The organism is Pedobacter sp. GW822-FHT03F06, assembly GCF_058801365.1.
In genome coordinates this window covers 216,450-239,430 of sequence record NZ_JBXANE010000003.1, presented here as the reverse complement: position 1 = coordinate 239,430, position 22,981 = coordinate 216,450, and the positions used below count along the sequence as shown (strand labels likewise).

Below are 22,981 nucleotides of genomic sequence, written 5' to 3'. Positions count from 1 at the left end.
TTTTTTTAACCGTGTGCGCAGGGATGATTTTCAAAAATGCAATTTTTTGTAAAAGCAGAGCCTGTCAAAATCAGACAATTAGATAATCAGTGCTGTAATGGACGAAAGAACAAGCCGTAAACATTCATCAAATATAGTGTTGCTGAAAACCAAAATTTATTGCCCATCCTTTCCCTGCATACTTTTGCAAATGAAAAATAACTTGAGTTTTTTTCGATTTATTTACTACAAATATCTTAATAATAATGCCTAAATATACTTTAATAGTAAATGGTAATGCTTTTGAAACAGAAGCGGATGCAGATACACCACTGCTTTGGGTACTACGCGATCAATTAAATCTTTTGGGTACTAAATTCGGTTGCGGAGTTGCCCAATGCGGAGCCTGTACAGTTCATGTCAACGGTGAGGCCGTGCGCTCATGCATCTTGCCTGTTTCTAGCCTCGGAGGGAAAAAAGTGGTAACCATAGAAGGATTAAGTCCGGATGGTAAACATCCCCTCCAACTGGCCTGGCAGGAAGTAGATGTTGCACAATGTGGTTACTGTCAGGCCGGACAGATAATGTCAGCAGCAGTTCTGCTCAAAGAAAACCCCAATCCTTCTGTTCACGACATTGATCATGCAATGTCCGGGAACATATGCCGGTGCGGAACATACATACGAATACGAAAAGCCATTCAACTCGCCGCTCAAAAAAACAAAAGACAATCATCATGAAACCAACAATCTCAAGGCGGATTTTCTTAAAAGCATCTGCAATTTCAGGCGGAGGTCTCTTGCTGGGGCTTTCTGGTCTGGGCGAAATCGTCAAAGCTGATGACGCTGGTTTCGCCGAATTTCTACCTAATGGTTATATCCGGATAAATCCCAGTGGTCAGATCCTTCTTTTGGCACCGAATCCAGAAATCGGTCAAGGGGTAAAAACCTCATTGGCAATGATCATCGCAGAGGAACTCTGCGTTCAATGGAAGGATGTAAACGTTGAACTTGCACCACTTGATGCAAGGCTTGGCCGTCAGACAGCTGGGGGAAGCGGTTCTGTCAGAGGAAGATATTCCGCCCTACGTACAGTTGGCGCTGTCGCCCGGGAAATGCTTGTCTCAGCGGCGGCCCAAACCTGGGGCGTGTCTGTTAAGGAATGTCTGGCGGAGAACGGAAAGGTTGTCCATAGGCCTACATCTAAAATACTTTCTTATGGGGATTTAGCAGGTGTAGCATCAAAACTGGAAGTCCCAATAAATCCATTACTTAAAGATCCGAAGGATTTTAAGTTAATAGGCACCCGGATTGCTGATGCCGATGCTTTTAAAATCGCAACAGGAGTACCACTTTTTGGCATCGACACCCGAAAGGCGGGAATGTTATACGCGATGGTTGCACGCGCCCCTGCCTATGGAAAATCCCTTGCAGCGTTCGATGATAGGGCCACCCTTGAAGTAAATGGCGTCAAAAAAGTAGTAAGACTAAAAAATGCGGTCGCGGTGCTGGCAACGTCCACCTGGGCAGCAAAAAAAGGTCGTGAAGCGCTTAAGCTCACCTGGAACAATTCACAAAAACTTGAAAGTACCGCAGAACATTTTGCGCTCCTGGAATCATTAATTGACAAGGGAATTCAACAGCAGCCAATTAGCAAGCAAAACTCCGGGAATGAAAGCAAAGGGCTAGTCAATGTTTTGGACGTTACCTATAAGCTGCCCTCGCTATCACATGGACAAATGGAACCGCTCAACTTCTTCGCCGAGGTAAAAGCGGGTGAGGCTGACCTATACGGCCCAACGCAGGTTCCTGCACAGGTTCGAAGTGAGGTGTCCAGGCTTCTGGGCATTCCCGAGGAAAAGATTCGTGTAGGTGTTCCGCGCCAAGGTGGTGGTTTTGGAAGAAAGCTGATGACCGACAGTGCAGTTGAGGCCGCGCTGATTTCAGCAGCAGCAAAATGCGCAGTGCAGGTTCAATGGAGCCGGGAAGATGATATGCAGAATGATTTCTTTAGGCCTACCGAAATGTTCCGCTACCGTGCAGAACTTTCAGCTGACAGTCTCTTATCCTGGCATCAGTCTGCGGCAGGAATGGCCGGAATCCGAGGTGACAGCTACATAGCCGGGGTTTTGGAGAATTATAGTACTAAAACCCATGTTCTGAAAACCAATATCCCGACGGGATGGTGGAGAGCGCCAGGAGCCAATACGCTGGCTTTTGCAGCTGAGAGTTTTATAGACGAAATTTGTGTGAAGCTAAAAAAGGACCCTGTGGCTTTTAGGCTGGATATTTTTCAACAGGCGATTTCCAAAGATTATGCGAAGTTAGGGTATGACCCGCACAAATTTAAGAGTGTGGTAGAGCTGGTGGCGAGCATGAGCAATTGGGGAAGACAAAAAAAAGGTGTGTTTCGGGGATTTTCGACCTGGTTCTCGTTCGGATCTTATGCTGCTCAGGTTTTTGAAGTCAAGCTAATTGATGGAAAACCTAAGATCATGAAGGTTTTTTGTGCGGTGAACTGCGGCAGGGTGATCAATTTAAGTGGTGCGGAGAATCAGGTTGAAGGTGCGATTATCGATGGTATATCTCACGCGATGTACCCAAAGGCGACTTTCATCGATGGTGCTGTAGCGGAACGAAACTTTCATAGTTATCAAATGCTCAGGATGAACCAGGCCCCTATGGAAATAGATGTCAGGTTTGTTGATACGCAGGAAAATCCGACAGGCCTCGGAGAACCGGGACTGCCGCCTGCAGCACCGGCCCTGGCCAATGCGATTTTCGCCGCCACCGGCAACCGTATCCGGCAGATGCCTTTTATTGACTATCTATAACGATAACTATCCCACACTGAACACTATTATTGTAAATAATAAGCTAACATGGAAAGAAAGAATTTTATAAAAAGCCTGTTGATTGGCGCCATATCAACTCCCGTTTTTATTGATGCCTGTAAAAAGGGATCAGTTAATGTTGAATCCTCCGGAACGGGTACACCGGGAACGGTCTCCTCCGCTAATGCCAATTGCATTGCAACGCCTGCGGAGATAGAAGGCCCGTTTCCTACAAATGTGCCGAATAGTCTGGTGAGGAGCAACATCACTGACGGGAGAACCGGTCATGAAATGAGGATCAGGATCAATATCCGCAATGCAAACAACAACTGCTCGCCAGTACAGGGAGCCATTGTTGACATCTGGCATTGTGATGCGGAAGGGAATTATTCAGAGTACGGCGGGACAAATTTGCAAAGTGCAAATTTGAGAAACGCACATTTCTTGCGGGGCAGACAAACTACAAATGCATCCGGCGCTGTGCTATTCAATTCTATCTTTCCCGGATGGTACCCCGGCCGGTCTACTCATATACATGTTCATGTCTACAACGCGGCCGGCCTCTCGATGGTGATTACCCAGATTGCTTTTCCCGAGGGTAATGGCACGGCCCTGTCCCTGGTAAACGGCTATGGAAAGGGCATGGCTGGATATACTTATAACAACGCAGATATGGTATTTTCGGATGATCGGTCAGGGGTGGAGATTGCAAGTGTTACCGGAGACCTTGTTGACGGTTTTGATCTTAACTGCAATATAAACATTCGATCCTAAATTGCGTACGATATTTTTATTCTTAAAACCTTCCATTTTAGCCCACGTAATACACTTTTTTTATCGATTGTGTAAATTAAATAAAACCTAGCTATTATATTCGTGAATATTTAAACCAATATTGATGGTACTGAGTGAGGAATCTGACGAAGTTTTGTTTGGCTTAATGCAGGATGACCACGATCGTGCCTTCACTTTGTTATACAATAGGTATTGGGAAATTCTCTTGGAGGTTGCCTTTTCAAAGCTTCAGTCACAAGATGATGCAAAAGACGTTGTTCAGCAGGTATTCACTCAACTCTGGAACAGGAGAGGGGGCGTAAAACTTACTTATACTTTTAGGACCTATATTTCCTCCGCCCTCAAATATAAGATATATGATAAATTGCTGGAGCGCAAGCGAAACAGAGAAGTTTCTTTGGATGATGTATCTCTTGTCGGTAATGCCGAGAATACAACAGATTATCTTTTAGATTTTAATGAATTAAGAAGGCAATTAGAGGTTGTTGTAGAACAGTTGCCCACAAAATGCAGATTAGTCTATAAATTAAGCAGGGAGGAAGGTTTATCTTCAAGAGAAATTGCCGAACGATTGCAAATCAATGAAAAAACGGTCGAGGGCCACTTAACTAAAGCCTTAAAAGTTCTGAAAATAAGGTTCCGGATGGTATTTATATCTATAAATGCATTTTTTTTCTAAAATTTTTCTTTTTATTTATTTTTGAGCAAGGGTATTTTAGTTTTTTACAGACTATATGCTGTAATAACATAAAAATGCCAAACCTAAATACTGCAGAAATAGAAATTCTGATTGAGCGGCTCCACAAAAAGGAGATCACCCCAAAGGAATTGAAACAATTGGAAGAATGGTATTCCTTAACTAGTGATTCCCCATTGATCTGGGATCTCAAAGAGGGGAGTAGATTGGAATTACGCGATGAAATGTTAAGCGCTGTAAAAGGCAATTTAACTTTAAGTAAACCTAAAACTCATCCGTTTCTTAAATACGCTGCTGCCGCTGCGATAATGTTTTTTGCATTGGGCACTATCCTTTTCTTTTCCCTGAATTTAGGTAGCGGTCAACCCACTATGATAACCGTTACTTCCACAGCTGGAAAAGTAATCAGAATATATCTTCCCGACAGTTCAATTGTCTGGTTAAAAGGGAAAAGTCAGATACAATACCCGGAGTCCTTTAAGGACTCAACCAGAAATGTCCTTCTTTCAGGAGAAGCGCTTTTTGAGGTTGCCAAAGATAAAAAACACCCGTTTATCATAAAAACCAACAGGTATATGGCAAGAGTTTTAGGAACAAGCTTCAACATTAATGAAAACAGTAACATGTTTAAGTTAACCGTCCTCACCGGAAAAGTTGCTGTGTTTAATTTAGATGTTAAAAATAAAGCTGTACAGCAATCTGCTCCCCTGGTCATCACTTCCGGTAACGAATTGGAAGCCAGTGTAAAGCTACCATCACCCAAGGTTATGGTAGCCAGAGCGGACAACAAAAAAAGTATTTTCAATGGAACCGAGTATGACATGGGATTTTCCAATACCCCGTTTATTGCGGTGAAAGAAAGAATAGAGAAAAAATTTGATGTAACCATCAACGCTAATGCTGATGCATACGCCGGCTGTATTATTTCTGCAGATCTTACTGATCAGTCATTAGAAAACACTATGTCCCTTGTTGCTGCGGCGCTGAATGCAAAATATACAAAAACAGACAATATATTGACCCTTACAGGAGGAGGTTGCAATTAATGGAATAGATTACCATATATAAAAATACAGCAGGCGTGCTCGAACACCCTGCTGCGTAGAATTAGAAGCCTTTCAAATCAACTAAAACCAAACAAATGTACAAAAAAATGTTCGTAGGGCTAAACCCTGCCCTAAATTCTCGGCATGTTGCCGGATTTTTTGCCCGACCAGCGAAACCCAGTGATCTTCGCACTATTTTGATGAAAATTATGAAGATTTCATTGATTCAAATTTTGATAGCAGTCTTTGCCCTCCAGTTTTCATGGGCGACACCGGTTAAGGCCCAACTGATGGATAAACGCATATCCATCACTTTTACCGGTCAAAAACTTGAAGATGCAGTCAAACTGCTTGCTGATCAGGGCGCGTTCAGGCTCGTATACAGCAATCAATTTGTCAACAAAAAAGCCGGGGTAAACTTAACTTTTAAAGACGCACCCATTAAAGATATTTTACAAAACCTCCTGGCGGCGAATAACTTGACTTATGAAGTACTCAAAAACCAGTTTGTCCTGATAAAAGCGAATCCAGGGTCTCCATCAGGCACGCTCACCCCACAATCTAGAAAAACGCAAACCAGAGAGCCTTTTGTTATCGAGGGAAGGGTTACCGATGAAAATAATGAAGGCATGCCGGGCGTGTCTGTCAAAGTAAGAAACGGGCTTCAAGCTACTGTTACAAATTCCAAAGGTATTTATGCCATCGGCGTTTCAGACGCGGGCAATATACTTGAATTTTCTTTTATAGGTTACAAAACACAAGCCGTTCCCGTGAACGCCGCAGGAACCGTAGATGTTATGATGAAGCCTGATCCATCAAAACTAGATGAGATTTTGGTTATCGGATATGGTACCACGACCAGGCGAACCAGTACAGGCTCCCAGGCATCCATTACGGCCAAGGAAATCGAAAGGCAGCCAGTAACAAATGTTCTTCAGGCGCTTCAGGGCAGAATGCCAGGGGTTTCTATCGTTCAGGCAAATGGCCTTCCGGGGGCTGGTATGAATGTATCCATACGAGGAGCCAATTCTTTGGACAGAGTTAACCGACCATTTTATGTTGTGGATGGCGTTCCATTTCTATCTGAACCAATTACTGCCGCAGTCTCCGGCACAGATGCCGTTCAATCAGCAGAGGGCCAAACAAGTCCGATGAATATCATTAATCCTGCTGATATAGAAAGTATCGAGGTTCTTAAGGACGCCGATGCGACAGCCATTTACGGTTCACGCGGCGCAAACGGGGTGGTTTTGATCACCACCAAGAAAGGTAGGGCCGGAAAAACCCAGTTTTCTGTGAATGCCTCAACAGGAGCCTCGGTTGTTCCCAACTTCGTTGAACTTTTGAAAACAGATCAATACCTGGCTTTGAGAAGGAAGGGTTATGCTAACAATCCGACTGCATCTCCAAATGCTACTTTTGATCCTGATTTGTTGGTGTGGGATCAGAACGCCTATACAGATTTTCCCAGATTCCTGTTGGGAAAAACGGCAAAGACCCACGACATCACCTCTAACATTTCAGGGGGGGATGCCAGGACAAATTTCTACCTGAGTGGAACTTACCATCAAGAAGGTAATGTGTATCCAGGCGAGCAAGGTTATAAAAGAGGTGGCGCGAATTTGAACGTCAACCACATCTCCTCAGATCAGCGGTTCTCACTTGGACTTTCAGCATTGTATACCGCAGACCAAAACAACATAACGGCTACCGATTTAGCAAACTATGCTTACAGCCTACCGCCTAATTTTCCACTATATAATCCCAACGGTAGCCTGTACGCCATCAATTTTTTCAACAATCCACTGGCGTTTCTTCAACAGACAAATGATGCACGTTCGAGTAATTTTCTCACCAGCCTCAATCTGAGGTATAATATCTTGAAAGGGCTTGACATCAAGACTTCAATAGGCTATAGCAAGATCGACTCCAGGGTTAAAAATGTGAGGCCGCTGAGTTCATTGAATATGAACGCATTTCCCGTTCCGACCAGCGGTACAGCGAACGAAAGTTATACCTATACCAATAACTACATTTTTGAACCCCAATTGACTTATAAGCTCCCCGTGTGGAAAGGCAATCTGGATATTTTAGCAGGTGGTTCCTGGCAGTTCAAACAATCAAACCAGCCTTACAATGTTTCGGCAACTGATTTTCTTTCTGATGAATTCCTAAGTAACATCGCGGCAGCAAGGACCAGGCTTTACACCACATCCTCATCAGAATTCAAGTATGCCTCGATTTTCGGTCGCGCCACCTACAATGTTTTAAACCGCTACATCGCCAACTTCTCATTTCGCCGTGACGGCTCCTCACGATTCGGACCCAATAGACGGTTTGGCAATTTTGGTTCGGCAGGGGCAGCCTGGATATTTTCTGAAGAGAAGTTCATTAAGGACAAAACCAAATGGTTTAGCTTCGGGAAGTTGAGAGGTAGCTTTGGCATCATCGGAAATGATGAAATCGGTAACTATCAATACTTCGACAGTTATACCAACAATCCATATATCTATAATAATTCAGCAGGTCTTCAGCCCTCTAGAGTGGCTAACAACGAGTTTCGCTGGGAGCAAACCAAAAAACTTGAAATTGGTTTGGAACTGGGATTCTTTAACGATCGGTTGTCCCTTACAAGCTCGGTTTATCGAAACAGAACAGATAATCAGTTGCTGACGTTTCCTGTAAGTACACAATCAGGTTTCTCAGGATACCAGTCAAATCTACCTGCACTTATTGAGAATTCAGGCATTGAACTTTCATTAACAAGCACAAATTTTAGAAGCAAAATCTTCACCTGGACTTCTTCATTTAATATTTCCAAAAATAGAAACAAGCTTCGCTCATATCCGGGAATCGAGAGAACCAGTTACTATTCCAGATATCAGGTTGGAAATCCCACGAGTTCAGCCTATCTGTATCAATTTACAGGTATTAATCCCACGACCGGCTTACCAACTGTCGCAGATTTAAACGGAAACGGATTGATTGGCGCCGGTTTTGCCGCCACTGGTGCGGGTGACCGGTATTATGTTGGTACCACTTATCCGCAATATTTCGGGGGACTTACCAATTCAATTACTTATAAGGGATTTAACCTCGATTTTACCTTTCAGTTTGTCAAACAAAAAGGCAGGAGTTTGCTTGGATCTTCATTCTATCCGCCGGGATTTGGATACAATGCCGCGGCAAGCGTTGTCAATGACTACCTGGCATTGGGTTCGCAAGATCAGCTGGTTACAGCAGTGACCAATACGCCGGCCGGAAGGGCAGCCTACACTGCATATAGTAACTATACGGTGTCAGATGCATCTTTCGTAGACGCGTCATTCATCAGAATGAAAAACGCAAGCTTGTCTTATGCGCTTCCTGCAAAATGGATCTCCAAGATCAGTGCGCAAAACTTTAGAATCTATGTACAAGGACAGAATCTGTTCACCATAACCAAGTATGATGGTTATGATCCTGAATCACAGGGCATAGGCACACCACCCTTAAGAACTATAACAGCCGGACTTCAGTGTACATTTTAATTAAAAAATCATGAAATTAAACATATTCAATCTTTTCGCATTTGCCGGGCTGGCCATCTGTCTGATGAGCTGTGAGAAATTAGTGGAAATACAACCACCACTGAATGAAACGCCTTCTAACGCTATCTTTTCATCAGACCGCACTGCAATTGCAGCCCTCTCGGGAATGCACTCGGCACTCATCGCCTCGCAGGGACAGAATGACCTTAGTGTAACAACGGCGCTCATGGCAGATGATCTCAGATATCGATCAGGGGTACTTGTGAATCAGGAGTATTATAATAATACTTATCTTCCGAACAGTGCATCCTCAACGTTATTCACAAATTTTTATAACATTATCTATCAAGCCAATGCCATCATTGAGGGGCTTGCAAACTATAGCGGAACTAGCGATCGAATAAGAAGGCAGCTCACGGCCGAAGCGAAATTAATGCGGGCATACTGCTATTTTAATTTGGTCAACCATTACGGAGATGTACCGCTGATTACCCAGACAGATATCAATATAACTGCATTCCTGCCCCGCACTGCCGCGGCAACGGTATATAATCAAACTATAACCGACCTGACAGAGGCAAAGGATAATTTGTTGACGGATTTTTCTTTTACCGCAAACAACAGGATTGGCGTAAATAGATATACAGCTGCGGCACTGTTGGCCCGAACTTATTTATTTACAGGTGACTATGTGAACGCTGAACGCAATGCCTCAGAAGTAATTGCTTCCAACCTGTTTTCAATGATTCCATCCTCAACCATGGCCAGCGGAGTCTTCCAGAGAAATAATCGGGAGAGCATCTGGCAGCTTGGCGCCCCGGTATCAGAAACAAATCAGTATGTGACAGAGGCCGCTACATTATTGCCTGGCTCAAATACACTTGCGGCTTTGAATTATGATTTACAGCCCAACCTGGTGCAGTTGTTCCAGGCAGATGATCTTCGGGGCATAAACTGGATCAGCCGAAGAACAATCTCAGGCACTGTCTATAACATTCCTTTCAAATATAAGTACAGAAATAACGCAGAGGCCGTTGCGGCAAACTCTTTCGAAAACCAGAATATTATCCGCCTGGCAGAAATGTATCTCACCAGGGCAGAAGCAAGAGCCCAACTGGGAACAGACCTGAACGGGGCATTGGCAGACATGAATGTGGTACATCAAAGGGCCGGACTCGCTGCAAGTACAACACTGGACCGAGTTTCACTGCTCAATGAAATCGCTCTCGAGTTTAGAAAGGAATTTTTCTGCGAACAGGGTTTCAGATGGTACAATTTAAAACGTACAGGTAGGGCGGATGCAACACTTTCAGCACTGAAAGCGACTTACCGCCCGGAGGCTAAATTGTATCCTATTGCCCAGGCGATCATCAATGCAAATCCTCAGCTAACCCAAAATCCGGGCTTTTAGCTTTATCATAATCATTTGAGCACAGGGCGATTGGCCCTGTGCCTGATATGGTCATGCGTTTGCAGATCTAAGGGAGACAAACGAGTCCGCCAGAAAGTTTCCAACACAAAAGACCTCACTCGAACACGAATTCAGCAGCTGCTTTCGAGTTCATTGAAAACACGTGAGACATCTTTTATTTTAAAAGCGTGTCTGGTCACAAACTGGTAATTGGACTTGGTTCTACATTATAATTAAAGAAAATGGACAATAATATCGTAAAAATAAGTAACCTTTCCCATCGCTATGGTACCGCATGGGCAATCAAAGACATCAATTTTGAAATCCGGGAACTTGGAGTTCTGGGCCTGCTAGGTTCCAACGGAGCTGGCAAATCCACCACCATGAATATCATGTGCGGGGTGCTCAACCAAACAGAAGGGACTGTTGAAATTGGAGGGTACACCATGCAGCAAAATCCGATACAAGCAAAAAAACTTATTGGTTTTCTGCCACAGAATGCGCCGTTGTACATGGAACTTACCGTGAGCGAATATCTAACGCAATGCGCACATTTGAGACTGATTGAGAAAAAAAATGTCCCTGCTGCAGTAGATAAGGCTATGGCGAAGTGCGGCGTATCGCATTTTAGAAATCGGCTGATTTCCAATCTTTCGGGTGGTTATAAACAACGAGTTGGAATCGCTCAGGCCATTATTCACGAGCCAAAACTCGTGGTATTGGACGAACCGACAAACGGTTTGGATCCCAATCAGATTTACGAAGTGCGCAAACTAATCAAAGAAGTCGGCGAGGAAAAGTCAGTTATATTTTCCTCTCACATATTGTCTGAGATACAGGCTACCTGTAGTCAGGTTAAGATGATAGAAAACGGTTCGATGGTTTTTGCCGATACCATGGACGCATTTAATAACTACATAGCGCCAAATAGCCTGACAATGAACCTTCTCAATCCTCCATCGTTAGATGTACTTCAAACAATTCCAGGCATCAGGAAGGCGGAGGCAATAAATGGAAACAACTTTAGGATTCACTTCGATGAAGGCGAGCAGATCAGCGAACGGCTGATTGAAATCAGCACCGGAGCGGGATGGAGAATGTCTGAGATTACGCTCGAGAAAAGTTCCCTTGATGAGATATTCGCCCAGTTGTCTAACAAGAAAAAATCATAAAATCGAACCTATGCATGATTTGGGCTTCCAGATACCTGCCTAGGTAATATCATTATCACGACTTATTAAATTTGCATGAAAAATATATTAAGAATTGCCCGGATAGAACTAAGCCTTTTATGCTACTCTCCTGTAGCATGGATTGTACTATTGGTTTTTGTCATTCAGGCGTGCTGGCAGTACACCTCCATTATGATGCGAGTGGACCAGGCGCAGCAAATGGGTCAAGTGGCCCAAAGTCTTACAGACCGCGTATTCTCCGGATTTATGGCACTTTATCCCAAAATGCAGGAATATTTATACCTATACATTCCCCTGCTCACAATGGGACTTATCAGTAGAGAAACACATAGTGGATCTATCAAGTTGTTATATTCTTCACCAATAAGAATGATCGACATCGTGGCAGGTAAATACCTCGCCATGGTCACCTTCTGTTTCATCCTCATCAGTGTGCTGCTATCTTTGGGGGCTATATCTTATTTTGCCATCGAAAACGTTGACTTTGTGTTTATCATCTCCGGAGTCATAGGGCTGTATTTACTAATTTGCGCGTATTCCGCCATTGGGCTTTTTATGTCCAGTTTAACAAGTTACCAGGTGGTGGCAGCAATTAGTACGCTAGTAGTCCTTGCCATTTTGAATTTTATCGGAACACTTTGGCAAAATATTCCCTTTGTTAGAGACATTACATACTTTCTTTCCATCAACGGGAGAGCAGAAGAATCCATCAATGGCCTCATCGGGTCCAATGATGTCCTGTACTTTTTAATCGTTATCATTCTTTTCCTCGGTTTGACCCTTCTTAAGCTCGAATTTGAAAGAAGGACACTTTCTCTTTCCACAAGGATAATGCGGTATCTGGGACTTATCGTGGTGATGCTTTTGCTCGGATATTTAAGCTCAAGACCACAGTTTATCAGCTACATCGATATGACAGCAAATCAACGGCGAACCCTGACTACTGACAGCAGGACAATAGTGGAGAAATTCGATGAACCTGTGCTGATCACCACATATGTCAATCTTTTGGATGAAAATTATTCTTATGGATTACCTGCCTTTCAAAATAGCGACAGGAAAAACTTTGATATGTATTTTCGTTTCTTACCCAATATGAAAATGGAATATGTCTATTATTGGGATCATTCTCAGAATACCCGCCTTTACGCTGAAAATCCCGGATTGAGTGATGAACAGATCGCCCGCAAAATGGCCAAGGCTACCGAACTTGATTTTGAAAGCTTCTTACGCCCGGAACAAATCAAAAAACTCATTGACCTCAAACCGGAGCGCAACAGACTCGTGAGGATTTTAACCTATAAGGGAAAAAAAACAGTGCTTCGAATGTATGATGATATGTTTAAATATCCCGCAGAAAAAGAAGTTTCGGCAGCTCTTAAGCGCCTAGTCACCCCCTCGCCGAAGGTTGGCTTTGTTACTGGTCACAGTGAGCGCAACATCATCCGTTCCGGTGATCAGGATTACCAAACATCAACTAATGAGATATCTTTTAGGTATGCGCTTGTAAATCAAGGTTTTGATGTGAGTTCAGTTTCCCTGAATGACCCTGAGCTTATAAAACATGTTAACATCCTGATCATCGCAGATCCAAAAAGTGCATATAGCAACAAGGAATTAGCGAACCTGTCATCCTACATCAAAATGGGTGGCAATTTGCTGATCGCCGGGGAGCCAGGTAGTGGACCTATATTAAATATTGCTTTATCGCCATTAAATGTCAGGATCGAGGATGGGATGATGGTGCAGAAAAGCCAGAACTTCGAGCCATCATTTGTGATGGGAATGATTTCAGTGCGGCGCTGGTCCAAACTTGTTAAAAATAGCAGTTTTTTGAAGCTCGATAGTAGTATGGTCACCACTCCAACTGTTAGCGCTATACAAGTTTTGCCGGGAGGCCTGTACGAATCTTTCCCGGTAATTACTTCAAAGGCATCAGATTCCTGGAGAATAAATGAACTGAGCCTGAATAAAGCAGCCGAGCTGGCCGATGAGAGAAAAAGTGGTGAACAGACATCCTACCCATTGGCAGTAGCACTTAAACGAAAGGTTGGCAATAATGAGCAGAGAATATTTGTTATTGGTGATGCTGATTTTATGAGTAACGCAGAAATTATCAGGCAGAGCCCAAAGGCTGCAAACTTTACTTTCATTACAGAACTTTTTGGCTGGTTTAGCAATGGGGAGTTTCCGATAGATACCACCCGCAAGGAATCTATCGACAATAAGCTACTCCTGAATAATGCGCAGCTGTCATGGATTCGCTGGATTCTGCTTGCGGTATTGCCGGGACTGACCGCGCTGTTTGTTTCATGGATGTTGATATCCAGAAAAAGAAGATAACTATGGATAACAGGAAAAATATTTTCATAGGGGCTTTGATCGTCATTATCGCCCATTGCACTTTAAACAAAGTATTAGCTCAAGAACTTGGTTTATCAAGGGATACCTCGGTTAAAACCGGTATCCTGAAAAATGGCTTTAGATACTATATCAAGAGAAATCTCGAGCCCGCTGGACGTGCAACGATGTACCTGGCAAACAAAGTTGGTTCTATAGTCGAAAATGAACAAGAACGCGGAATTGCACATTTTATTGAACATATGAATTTTAACGGGACAAAACATTTTCCTAAAAATGAACTCATTGGTTATCTTGAGCGTTCCGGTGTGAAATTTGGCGCTGATCTGAATGCTTATACAAGCTATGATGAGACGGTTTATAAACTGCCTCTTCCAACTAATGATGCTGCGCTGTGGAACAATGGTATGCAAATCCTTCGAGATTGGGCTGCAGATGCTACACTCGATAAAATCGAATTCGATAAAGAACGTGGCGTAATACAAGAAGAGCGAAGGCAGCGTTTAAATGCTTCCAGCAGATTAGCCGAACAATATCAGCCACTTCTGTTTAATCAAAGCAGATATGCACAGCGAATGCCGATAGGGCTTGATAATGTGATACTGCATGCTGATGTCTCAGTTGCTCAAAACTTTTATAAGCGCTGGTACAGGCCTGACCTGCAGGCGATAATTATTGTAGGGGATATCAATGTTGATCAAGTCCAGCAACAAGTAATTAAGTTGTTCTCCGATCTTCAGCTTCCTGAAAAACCCGCTGAAAGAATTCCTTATCGTATACCTTTAAAGCCGAATAAAGGGTTCTTAAAAGTCGGTGATCCGGAATTTACGCAATACGCTATTCAATACTTCTTCAAGCAGCTTAACCAGCCATTAAAAACGCCTTCTGATTTCAAAAGGCGATTATTAGAAAGATTAGTCAACCTGCTGTTTGCCAACCGGCTATCCGAAAAATATGACCGGTCTAAACCCGCATATTCTTCTGCCAGGGCAGATGTTGGTCCACTGGTAGCTAATTTGGATGCTTTAAGATTTAGTGTGTCTCTCAATCCAAATACCATTGAGAGCGGATTTAAGGCATTTTGGTCAACGATTGAACAGGTGGGGCGTTTCGGTTTCACCCCAGAGGAACTTTCCCTGGCCAAAGATAGAACCAATCGTTCTATGGAAATCGCTAAATCAGAAAATAACAAAACCAGTTCTGCAGCTTACGCGGATGATTACCTTAAATTTTTTCTGACAGGTGATGCATACTTATCGGGATTTGAAAGAGATGCGCTTTATCATCGATTCATTGCTCAAATTTCCAGTCAGGACATTAACAATTACATTAAGCAATATCTAAACAGTAGTGATCAGACTGTTTTGGTGATTGGGCCTGATAAAGGCCTTAAGAAGCTTCCGGATGAAAAATTGTTGAATGAGTGGATGTCTGATATAGGGAGCATGGCCGTTGAACCTTACCAATTGGCTAAATCAAGCGAAAAATTGTTAAGGACCTTACCTAAACCAGGGAGGATTTCAAAACAGGAAAAAGAAGAGAACGGTATCTATCACTGGCAGTTGGACAATGGGTTGAATATCTTTGCCAAATCTACTGATTATCGAAATGACCAGGTTTTGATATCCGGTTTTAGTGGGGGCGGAACCTCACTTTATAGCCAGGATGATTTCATTTCAGCCAAATATGCCGCTGGCTTTGTTACCAGCAGTGGACTTGGGGAGTTTAATGGAAGTCAATTGTCCCAGCTGTTGAACAAAAAAGCCGTACAAATACAACCTTACATTGCTGAACGAAGGGAAGGCTTTTCAGGGGGCAGCGCTTCAAAGGACCTCCCTACTGCCATGGAGATGATCTATCTCTACATGAGTGAGCCAAAATTAGATACCGCAAAATTTAACAGCATTATCACCCTTTCAAGAGAGGCATTCAATAACCGTTTACCGGATCCGATCCGCGAATTTTCTGATACTGTGGATTATGTGCTTTCCGGTTACCATCTACGCCGTAAGCCTGCTGCTATGCAGGATTTTTCGAAAATCGACTCCGCTAAAGTAAAGTCTATATTTTACCAGCGTTTCTCAAATCCCGGGGATTTTACCTTTGTCTTTACAGGTAATTTTGAAATTGACTCCCTTAAAAAATGGTCTGCACAATATTTGGGTGCCATACCCCCTAACGGAAAAGCGGAGGCTCCAAAGGACTTAAATATTCGGGTTCCAAAAGGTCAGTTCAGAAAAGATATAAGGTCTGGAAAATCCAATAAGGCGACCGTTCAAATGGTATTAAGTGGAGGCTATGAATATGGAGCGGTTAATAATTTATATATCGACCTGTTAACAGAGACACTCCAGTCCCGGCTGGTCAAAAGGTTGAGAGAAGATGAGGGGGGCGTGTATTCGCCAAGAGTGAATAAGACGAAATCCAAGGAACCTATAAACTTTTATGCTTTCACCATCTCATTTGAGTGCGATCCGGCAAGAATGGAGCAGCTTATTAATGCCGCTAAGGAGGAAATATCTAAACTGGCCCAAAGCGGGGTCACCCTTGAAGAGCTGGGGAAATTTAGGGCTGAAAGCCAAAGGTCTCAGGAACTAGCATTGCGAAGCAATCAATTCTGGCTGGAAATCATCCAGCAACAAATCATGAACAATGATCCATTAAAAGACTTGTTCATTGAACAGCAGGCAATGAAAAATCTGAATACAAAAGACAGCATCACTCAAAGTAAAAAACTGCTAAGCCAGGAAAATTGCATCATTTTTACCTTGCGCCCCCTATAGCAATGTTTCTAAACCAGCGCGGGGCCATTGCCCGCGCTGGTTTATTTAATGGCTTACCACTGATTGGGATCTTGTCATCCGCTCAGGGTTTCTCTAATGCCAACATCCAGAGCCATTCAACCACATTACGGCAAAAATTATTGATTAAGAAACTGTAATCAGTAAAAGTGGTAAACAATACCGTAATGTGTATAAACTACTATATAACTGCCCTTGGTATATTTGTAATAAGGGCTTTAGGCAAGATCATTTAAAAAAACTCTGATAGAGTTCATTTGGCAGAATAGCCTCGTTGGCAAGAAGAAATTTCTCAAAATATAAAACATAAAAAAAGACATTATCCATGAAAAAGTATTTATTATTTCTGTCGCTAATATTTGTCATTACGGTTTTTACGCGTTGTGGTAAGGGTGACCTGGGCGAACCGGTAACCTCACCAGAGGGAAATAATGCGGCTTCCAATAGTCCAACCGGGAGTAAAATTAAGATTACCGTTGGATCCTCTGTCTTTACCGCAACCCTTTACACCAATCCGAGTGCGACCGCCTTCAGAGCAATGCTTCCGCTCACACTTAATATGGATGACTTAAACGCAAATGAAAAGTTTTACTACTTCTCCTCCACACTTCCAACTACTGCAACCGTTGGAGGCAATATTCAGGAAGGAGATTTGATGTTGTACGGAAATAACTGTTTGGTGCTTTTTTACAAAGGATTTAATACCACGTTTAGCTATTCCAGGCTTGGAAAGGTAGATAATATCGCAGGATATACTGCAGCTTTAGGCGCAGGGACAGTTTCAGTAAGGTTTGAAACGCAGTAAGGATGACTGTGATAATCAGTTGATCCGCATGCATTGTTGGACTGAGAAAATTGATTCATCGATCGCAAGAAGTGCAGCCTTAGGAATGAAATAATCATGATGTTCCTTTGAGTGGGTTTATTGTTAGGGCAACATCAGACAATATCACATAAATAGAATGGTAGCAATTTAAACTTATAGTTTTTATGGAAGAGGAAAATAAATTCAAGATATCCCGTCGAGATATGATCGTTGGTACCACTGCTGCCCTTTCCGCAATTGCAGCAACTAATATTACAGGAATCAAAGCGGCGAAATCAGATAAGGTTGCCTTGGCATCTGTTGCTTTCAAAGTAAATGGAAAGGAAGTGCAGTTGACTATTGATACCCGAACAACACTGCTCGATGCACTTCGGGAGCATTTAAGATTGAATGGAACCAAAAAAGGATGTGATCACGGTCAATGTGGCGCCTGTACGGTACTAGTCAATGGTCGACGAATAAATTCCTGCCTTTCCCTGGCGTTACAGCATGAAAATGATACAATTCAAACCATTGAGGGTTTGGGGTCACCGACTGATCTACATCCCATGCAGGCCGCATTCATTAAACATGATGCCTACCAGTGCGGATACTGTACCCCCGGCCAGATCTGTTCAGCAGTAGCAGTACTTGAGGAAATTAAATCGGGTATTCCCAGCCACACAAGTATTGACCTCAATCAAAAACCACTCTTCAATAGTGAGGAGGTCAGAGAGCGAATGAGTGGTAATATCTGTCGCTGCGGAGCTTATTCTAATATAATTGAAGCGATTGCCGAAGTCGCTGAAAGAAATGCCTAAGCAGGAATAAATTTTTTAATCATAATCCTACCATATGAAATCTTTTACATACCAGAGGGTAAGTTCTGCATTAGAAGGTGCTCAAGCTGCTGCCGCCAATGTGGGTTCAAAGTTTATTGCAGGGGGGACGAATTTGCTCGATTTAATGAAATTACAAATCGAGACACCTTCCCACCTTATCGATGTCAGCAGAATACAATTAGATAAAATTGAAAAAACGGCTGAAGGTAGCCTCCGTATCGGTGCAATGGTATCCAATACGGATCTGGGTGCACATGAGTTGGTTAGGCAAGATTATGGCCTGCTATCCAGGGCACTATTCGCCGGTGCATCAGGTCAGCTCCGCAATAAGGCCACGATAAGTGGAAACCTTCTTCAGAGAACCAGGTGCCCGTATTTTTACGATACCAATCAGTTATGTAACAAAAGGGTGCCGGGAAGTGGTTGTGCGGCTGTTGCGGGCTTTAGCAGGCAACTTGCAATCATTGGCAGTAGCGATTCCTGCATCGCCACTCATCCCAGTGACATGGCTGTTGCAATGATGGCCCTTGATGCTGTGATTGAAACCATTGATGATCGCGGCAACGAACGAAAAATTCCTATTGCCGAATTTTATCGACTGCCAGGTCATACTCCCAATCTGGAAACAACACTTCGGAAAAATGAAATGATCACTTCAGTTGTGCTTCCCCCGCCTGTGGGTGGGAAACACTTTTACCAAAAAGTTAGAGACCGTTCATCTTACGCATTCGCTATTGTTTCCGTAGGTGCAATTATCTTTCCTGATGGTTCAGGTAGGGTTGCCCTTGGCGGGGTTGCAGCAAAACCCTGGCGAGTTACCGATGCAGAGCAGTATTTGAGAACTGGTGCCGTAAAGTTTACCGAACGGATACTGGAGGGATCAAGACCCACCTCACAAAATGAATTTAAGAGAACACTTGTACAGCGAACGGTAGAATCCGTGTTGCAACAATCCAGGAGGTAATATGAAATTTGATAAACCAGCGGGTAAAAACCCGATAGACCAAATGAAAATTGTTGGAAAGCCAGTTGACAGGATCGATGGCCCTAGAAAGACAACAGGTACAGCAACATATGCATATGAACATGAGATCAATGGTTCAAAGCCAGTCTACGGCTACATCGTTGGGGCGGGTATTGCAAAAGGTAGGATACAGGCAATTCATCAAACAGCCGCCAAATCATTGCCAGGGGTGTTGGGTGTCATTACATCGGCAAATGCAGGGAGCCTTCAGACCGGAAAATTTTATGCCGACAGACTGTTTGCAGGACCAGAGGTGGATCATTATCACCAGGCCATCGCTATTGTGGTTGCCGAAACCTTCGAGCAGGCCAGGGCAGGGGCCGCATTGATCAAGGTGGACTACCTGAAGAGTAAGGGTGAATTTGATCTTAGTGAGGCGGGAAAAACAGCAATTGTACCCAAGGCTGGCGAATTTGGTCCTCCGCCGGAATCACATACCGGAAATTTTGATGCTGCCTTTACAGCAGCACCCGTTAAGATTGATGAGACCTATTTTACACCCGATCAATCACATGCCATGATGGAGCCCCATGCCACTATTGCCAAATGGGAGGGAAATCAGCTTACCTGTTGGTGCTCCATTCAGCAAATTAATTGGGGGTTAAGGGATTTGGCCAATGTACTTGGTATTGATAAAAATAATATTCGCCTGATATCGAGTTTTATCGGGGGCGGATTTGGTGGAAAGGGTACTGTACTCTCTGATATGGTAGCTGCCTCACTGGCCGCTAAAATTACAGGCAGAACAGTAAAAATCGCCTTGCAACGGGCTTTGATTTTTAACAATACTACCCATCGGCCCGCTACTATCCAGAGGGTAAGAATTGGAGCGAATAAGGATGGGGTCATTACGGCTATTGGTCACGAAAGTTTATCGGGCAACATCCCTGGGGGTATACCGGAGTCTACTACAGCTTCTACCAGATCACTGTATGCAGGAAAAAACAGAATGACCCAATTAAAATTAGCTGTGCTTAATTTAGGCGAAGGGAGCGCAATGAGAGCCCCGGGAGAGGCTCCGGGAATGATGGCGCTTGAAATTGCCATGGATGAGCTCGCTGAAAAACTGGGCATGGATCCGGTGAAATTCCGCATTAAAAATGATACGCAATTTAATCCCGAAGAACCCGCCAAACCTTTTTCTACACGTTTGCTTGTAGAGTGCCTTCAAAAAGGAGCGAAGCAATTTAATTGGAAGAACAGGAGTGCAACTCCCCGACAAAGAAAAGAAGGTAACTGGCTTATTGGTATGGGAGTCGCTTCGGCAGTTCGTGGAGCACCAATCGCGAAGTGCGCTGCCAGAGTAAAGCTAAGCAGTAAAGGCATAATCACGGTAGAAACCGATATGACCGATATTGGTACAGGCAGTTATACAATCATTGCACAGACAGCAGCGGAAATGCTGGGGGTAGGTATGGACATGGTAGTTGTAAAACTGGGTGACTCCTCATTCCCAGAGTCTTCAGGTTCTGGCGGACAATGGGGCGCTGCATCCTCTACTTCAGGGGTGTATGCTGCGTGTATGAAACTGCGTGAAAAAGTAGAACAGATTTTCGGACTTGAGATCGGTAAGGCTGCATTTGCAGATGGTAAGGTAAGTTTTAACAATAAACATTTTCCCTTAGAGAAAGCAGCAGAAGCGGCTGAACTGATAGCGGAGGACGAGATGACCTATGGCGATTTATCCAAAAAATATGCACAGGACACTTTCGGCGCCCATTTTGTAGAAGTCGCTGTTAACAGCTTCACTTATGAAGTCCGGGTGAGACGAATGCTGGCGGTGTGTCACGCCGGACGAATACTCAACCCTAAATCTGCACGTAGCCAGGTTATTGGCGCTATGACAATGGGGATCGGTGCAGCACTGACGGAAGAACTTGTTGTCGACAAAAAAATAGGTTTTTTTGTCAATCATGATTTGGCCGGCTACGAAGTGCCTGTTCATGCAGACGTCCCACATCTTGAAGTCAACCTTTTGGAAGACCTGGATCCAACGATGTCACCTATGAAAGCTAAGGGGATTGGTGAACTCGGGCTGGTCGGGGTAGCAGCGGCAATTGCAAATGCGGTTTACAATGCTACGGGAATCAGAATCCGGGAATATCCCATCACAATGGATAAACTTCTAAAAAAGGAACTAACGACCTAGAAAGTAACAGCTCCCTGTTCATCTTGATGGCCGTAGCTTCTAGGGAAATACTTTTCTTTTACCAGGAGACAGCACACTATCCATAAGCAACATAGCTTTCTGTTTTGAACGCAGAAAAAAAAATGAACTAGGATAGGCGAAAAACTGCCTAAATAGAGTCATGGGAAGCAATTCTTTTAGGAAAGTAAAGTGACAATTCCAAACTAGATCCAGGTCCTTGTGACCATGGTTGAAGTAACATAAAACAAATCAAAACGTATTGAAGAAAACAGGCTTCAGTTTAAAAAAAATTACAGGTATACATTTAAAAATAAAAATAACATCATGATGAAAAAATTAATAATTCCTATTTTAACCTTGTCGGCTTGTATCAGTATATGTGTTGCGCAGACCAAACAAAAAAATAACACCTCAGATGTGCAAGCTATATTTCCAAAAGGGAAACTAGGTCCCGCTGACAACTTTACCGGCAAGGCCTGGAACATTGGCCTGGTGGAAACCGATACCATGTATAATACCGTCGTTGGCAACGTGTATTTCGAGCCCGGGGCAAGAAGTAACTGGCATTCACATCCCGCAGGTCAGATTCTAATATTTACCGATGGAACCGGTTACCACCAAATCAAAGGAGAGCCACGTCAAACTGTAAGAAAAGGTGATATAGTGAAATGCCCGCCAAATGTAATACATTGGCATGGAGCAAGCCCTAATCAAGGTGTACAACAATTATACATCGTTCCGAACACAGAGCAAGGAATTGTAAAATGGTTGCAGCCCGTTTCCGATCAAGAATATCAAAATGGAAAATAACGAAACCATCAACGATGACTGATACCGGAATTAAAAATTAGACTGGAAGACCCAGGGGATTGTCACTGCTGGTTTAGCCAAAAACGTAGAAATGAATTTAAAAAAATGGCAATAGAACAAAGAAATATCAATTTGAGATGGTCTGACCTGGACCCAAACTTCCATGTTAAACACAGCAGCTATTATGACCTGGCCTCCCAATATAGAATGGAGATCTTAGAATATTACAATATCACAATGGAGGTCATGGAGAATCACGGCTTTGCTCCGATTTTATTAAGAGAGGAATGCGTTTTCAAAAGGGAAATCAGATTTAAGGATAAAGTTACGATCAATTTTATTATCGAAGAAATGAATGAGTCGTCTACCAAATGGAATATTTACATGAGTTTAAAGACCCTAACGGAAAGACAAAGGCAAATTTACGGGTGGATATCGTTTGGTTTGATATCAAAGCTAGAAGAATTATGAGGGAACTTCCCGAAGTACTACAGATGGGCCTGCTTCGAATGATGGAAGATGCAGAATATTATAAATAGCGAAATGGTAGAAGTCGGGGTTGATGAGCTTTCACTGAAATAGGTATCGAAACCATAAAATCATGATTAGAATATTGATATCAAGTAGTCGGGATAGGACAAAAAGGTTATGCGTCCTTAGCTTTGATGATTTATAGGCAATAGGTTTGAAATTCTTAACCTTTGG

16 protein-coding genes and 1 pseudogene are annotated in these 22,981 nt (G+C 43.2%); all 17 read left to right on the top strand.

From position 1 onward, the window contains the following. Positions 1-245: 245 nt before the first annotated feature. The 17 genes and pseudogenes from AC1RJ8_RS06495 to AC1RJ8_RS06415 all read left to right on the top strand — a co-directional run bounded on the left by AC1RJ8_RS06495 (position 246) and on the right by AC1RJ8_RS06415 (position 22,815). The gene (locus AC1RJ8_RS06495; RefSeq protein WP_492953084.1) at positions 246-719 is read left to right on the top strand and encodes a (2Fe-2S)-binding protein; all 474 of its coding nucleotides are present in this window, start codon (positions 246-248) and stop codon (positions 717-719) included. After that, positions 716-2,812, top strand: a complete 2,097-nt coding sequence (locus tag AC1RJ8_RS06490; protein ID WP_492953085.1) for a xanthine dehydrogenase family protein molybdopterin-binding subunit — start codon at positions 716-718, stop codon at positions 2,810-2,812. Before AC1RJ8_RS06495 ends, AC1RJ8_RS06490 begins: the two co-directional genes overlap by 4 nt. A 48-nt stretch (positions 2,813-2,860) precedes the next feature. After that, a complete protein-coding gene (locus tag AC1RJ8_RS06485; RefSeq protein ID WP_492953086.1) occupies positions 2,861-3,586 on the top strand; it encodes a dioxygenase family protein in 726 nt (241 codons plus the stop codon). A 124-nt stretch (positions 3,587-3,710) separates the two neighbouring features. Beyond that, positions 3,711-4,286 carry a sigma-70 family RNA polymerase sigma factor gene (locus AC1RJ8_RS06480; RefSeq protein ID WP_492953087.1) on the top strand — a complete coding sequence of 192 codons (576 nt, stop codon included), beginning with the start codon at positions 3,711-3,713 and terminating at the stop codon, positions 4,284-4,286. A 149-nt stretch (positions 4,287-4,435) separates the two neighbouring features. Next, a complete protein-coding gene (locus AC1RJ8_RS06475; RefSeq protein WP_492953088.1) occupies positions 4,436-5,350 on the top strand; it encodes a FecR family protein in 915 nt (304 codons plus the stop codon). A 290-nt stretch (positions 5,351-5,640) separates the two neighbouring features. Further along, positions 5,641-8,880 carry a TonB-dependent receptor gene (locus AC1RJ8_RS06470; protein WP_492953089.1) on the top strand — a complete coding sequence of 1,080 codons (3,240 nt, stop codon included), beginning with the start codon at positions 5,641-5,643 and terminating at the stop codon, positions 8,878-8,880. A 10-nt stretch (positions 8,881-8,890) separates the two neighbouring features. Continuing rightward, the gene (locus AC1RJ8_RS06465; RefSeq protein WP_492953090.1) at positions 8,891-10,291 is read left to right on the top strand and encodes a RagB/SusD family nutrient uptake outer membrane protein; all 1,401 of its coding nucleotides are present in this window, start codon (positions 8,891-8,893) and stop codon (positions 10,289-10,291) included. A gap of 242 nt (positions 10,292-10,533) precedes the next feature. After that, positions 10,534-11,463 carry an ABC transporter ATP-binding protein gene (locus AC1RJ8_RS06460; RefSeq protein ID WP_492953091.1) on the top strand — a complete coding sequence of 310 codons (930 nt, stop codon included), beginning with the start codon at positions 10,534-10,536 and terminating at the stop codon, positions 11,461-11,463. Between the two features lie 75 nt (positions 11,464-11,538). After that, the gene (locus AC1RJ8_RS06455; RefSeq protein ID WP_492953092.1) at positions 11,539-13,827 is read left to right on the top strand and encodes a Gldg family protein; all 2,289 of its coding nucleotides are present in this window, start codon (positions 11,539-11,541) and stop codon (positions 13,825-13,827) included. Beyond that, complete coding sequence (locus tag AC1RJ8_RS06450) at positions 13,740-16,628, top strand: M16 family metallopeptidase (RefSeq protein ID WP_492953093.1); 2,889 nt, start codon at positions 13,740-13,742, stop codon at positions 16,626-16,628. The genes AC1RJ8_RS06455 and AC1RJ8_RS06450 overlap by 88 nt, the downstream gene beginning before the upstream one ends. Before the next feature lie 343 nt (positions 16,629-16,971). Then, the gene (locus tag AC1RJ8_RS06445; RefSeq protein WP_492953094.1) at positions 16,972-17,451 is read left to right on the top strand and encodes a cyclophilin-like fold protein; all 480 of its coding nucleotides are present in this window, start codon (positions 16,972-16,974) and stop codon (positions 17,449-17,451) included. Positions 17,452-17,636: 185 nt separating this feature from the next. After that, positions 17,637-18,272 (top strand): aldehyde dehydrogenase iron-sulfur subunit PaoA, encoded by a 636-nt coding sequence (gene paoA / locus AC1RJ8_RS06440; RefSeq protein ID WP_492953095.1) that lies wholly within the window; start codon positions 17,637-17,639, stop codon positions 18,270-18,272. Between the two features lie 34 nt (positions 18,273-18,306). Next, positions 18,307-19,257, top strand: a complete 951-nt coding sequence (locus AC1RJ8_RS06435) for an FAD binding domain-containing protein (RefSeq protein WP_492953096.1) — start codon at positions 18,307-18,309, stop codon at positions 19,255-19,257. A gap of 1 nt (position 19,258) precedes the next feature. Next, a complete protein-coding gene (paoC, locus tag AC1RJ8_RS06430) occupies positions 19,259-21,466 on the top strand; it encodes an aldehyde oxidoreductase molybdenum-binding subunit PaoC (RefSeq protein WP_492953097.1) in 2,208 nt (735 codons plus the stop codon). Positions 21,467-21,790: 324 nt separating this feature from the next. Beyond that, entirely contained in the window at positions 21,791-22,276 is a 486-nt protein-coding gene (locus AC1RJ8_RS06425) for a cupin domain-containing protein (RefSeq protein ID WP_492953098.1), read from the top strand. A gap of 105 nt (positions 22,277-22,381) precedes the next feature. Further along, positions 22,382-22,603, top strand: a pseudogene (locus tag AC1RJ8_RS06420) (acyl-CoA thioesterase); the annotation flags it as partial. Between the two features lie 44 nt (positions 22,604-22,647). Beyond that, entirely contained in the window at positions 22,648-22,815 is a 168-nt protein-coding gene (locus tag AC1RJ8_RS06415; RefSeq protein WP_492953268.1) for a hypothetical protein, read from the top strand. Positions 22,816-22,981 lie beyond the last annotated feature (166 nt).

Coding starts and splice junctions, on each gene's coding strand:
- AC1RJ8_RS06495 (WP_492953084.1), top strand. CDS start 246: ATGCCTAAATATACTTTAATAGTAAATGGTAATGCTTTTGAAACAGAA.
- AC1RJ8_RS06490 (WP_492953085.1), top strand. CDS start 716: ATGAAACCAACAATCTCAAGGCGGATTTTCTTAAAAGCATCTGCAATT.
- AC1RJ8_RS06485 (WP_492953086.1), top strand. CDS start 2,861: ATGGAAAGAAAGAATTTTATAAAAAGCCTGTTGATTGGCGCCATATCA.
- AC1RJ8_RS06480 (WP_492953087.1), top strand. CDS start 3,711: ATGGTACTGAGTGAGGAATCTGACGAAGTTTTGTTTGGCTTAATGCAG.
- AC1RJ8_RS06470 (WP_492953089.1), top strand. CDS start 5,641: ATGGATAAACGCATATCCATCACTTTTACCGGTCAAAAACTTGAAGAT.
- AC1RJ8_RS06465 (WP_492953090.1), top strand. CDS start 8,891: ATGAAATTAAACATATTCAATCTTTTCGCATTTGCCGGGCTGGCCATC.
- AC1RJ8_RS06460 (WP_492953091.1), top strand. CDS start 10,534: ATGGACAATAATATCGTAAAAATAAGTAACCTTTCCCATCGCTATGGT.
- AC1RJ8_RS06455 (WP_492953092.1), top strand. CDS start 11,539: ATGAAAAATATATTAAGAATTGCCCGGATAGAACTAAGCCTTTTATGC.
- AC1RJ8_RS06450 (WP_492953093.1), top strand. CDS start 13,740: ATGGATTCGCTGGATTCTGCTTGCGGTATTGCCGGGACTGACCGCGCT.
- AC1RJ8_RS06445 (WP_492953094.1), top strand. CDS start 16,972: ATGAAAAAGTATTTATTATTTCTGTCGCTAATATTTGTCATTACGGTT.
- paoA (WP_492953095.1), top strand. CDS start 17,637: ATGGAAGAGGAAAATAAATTCAAGATATCCCGTCGAGATATGATCGTT.
- AC1RJ8_RS06435 (WP_492953096.1), top strand. CDS start 18,307: ATGAAATCTTTTACATACCAGAGGGTAAGTTCTGCATTAGAAGGTGCT.
- paoC (WP_492953097.1), top strand. CDS start 19,259: ATGAAATTTGATAAACCAGCGGGTAAAAACCCGATAGACCAAATGAAA.
- AC1RJ8_RS06425 (WP_492953098.1), top strand. CDS start 21,791: ATGATGAAAAAATTAATAATTCCTATTTTAACCTTGTCGGCTTGTATC.
- AC1RJ8_RS06415 (WP_492953268.1), top strand. CDS start 22,648: ATGGAATATTTACATGAGTTTAAAGACCCTAACGGAAAGACAAAGGCA.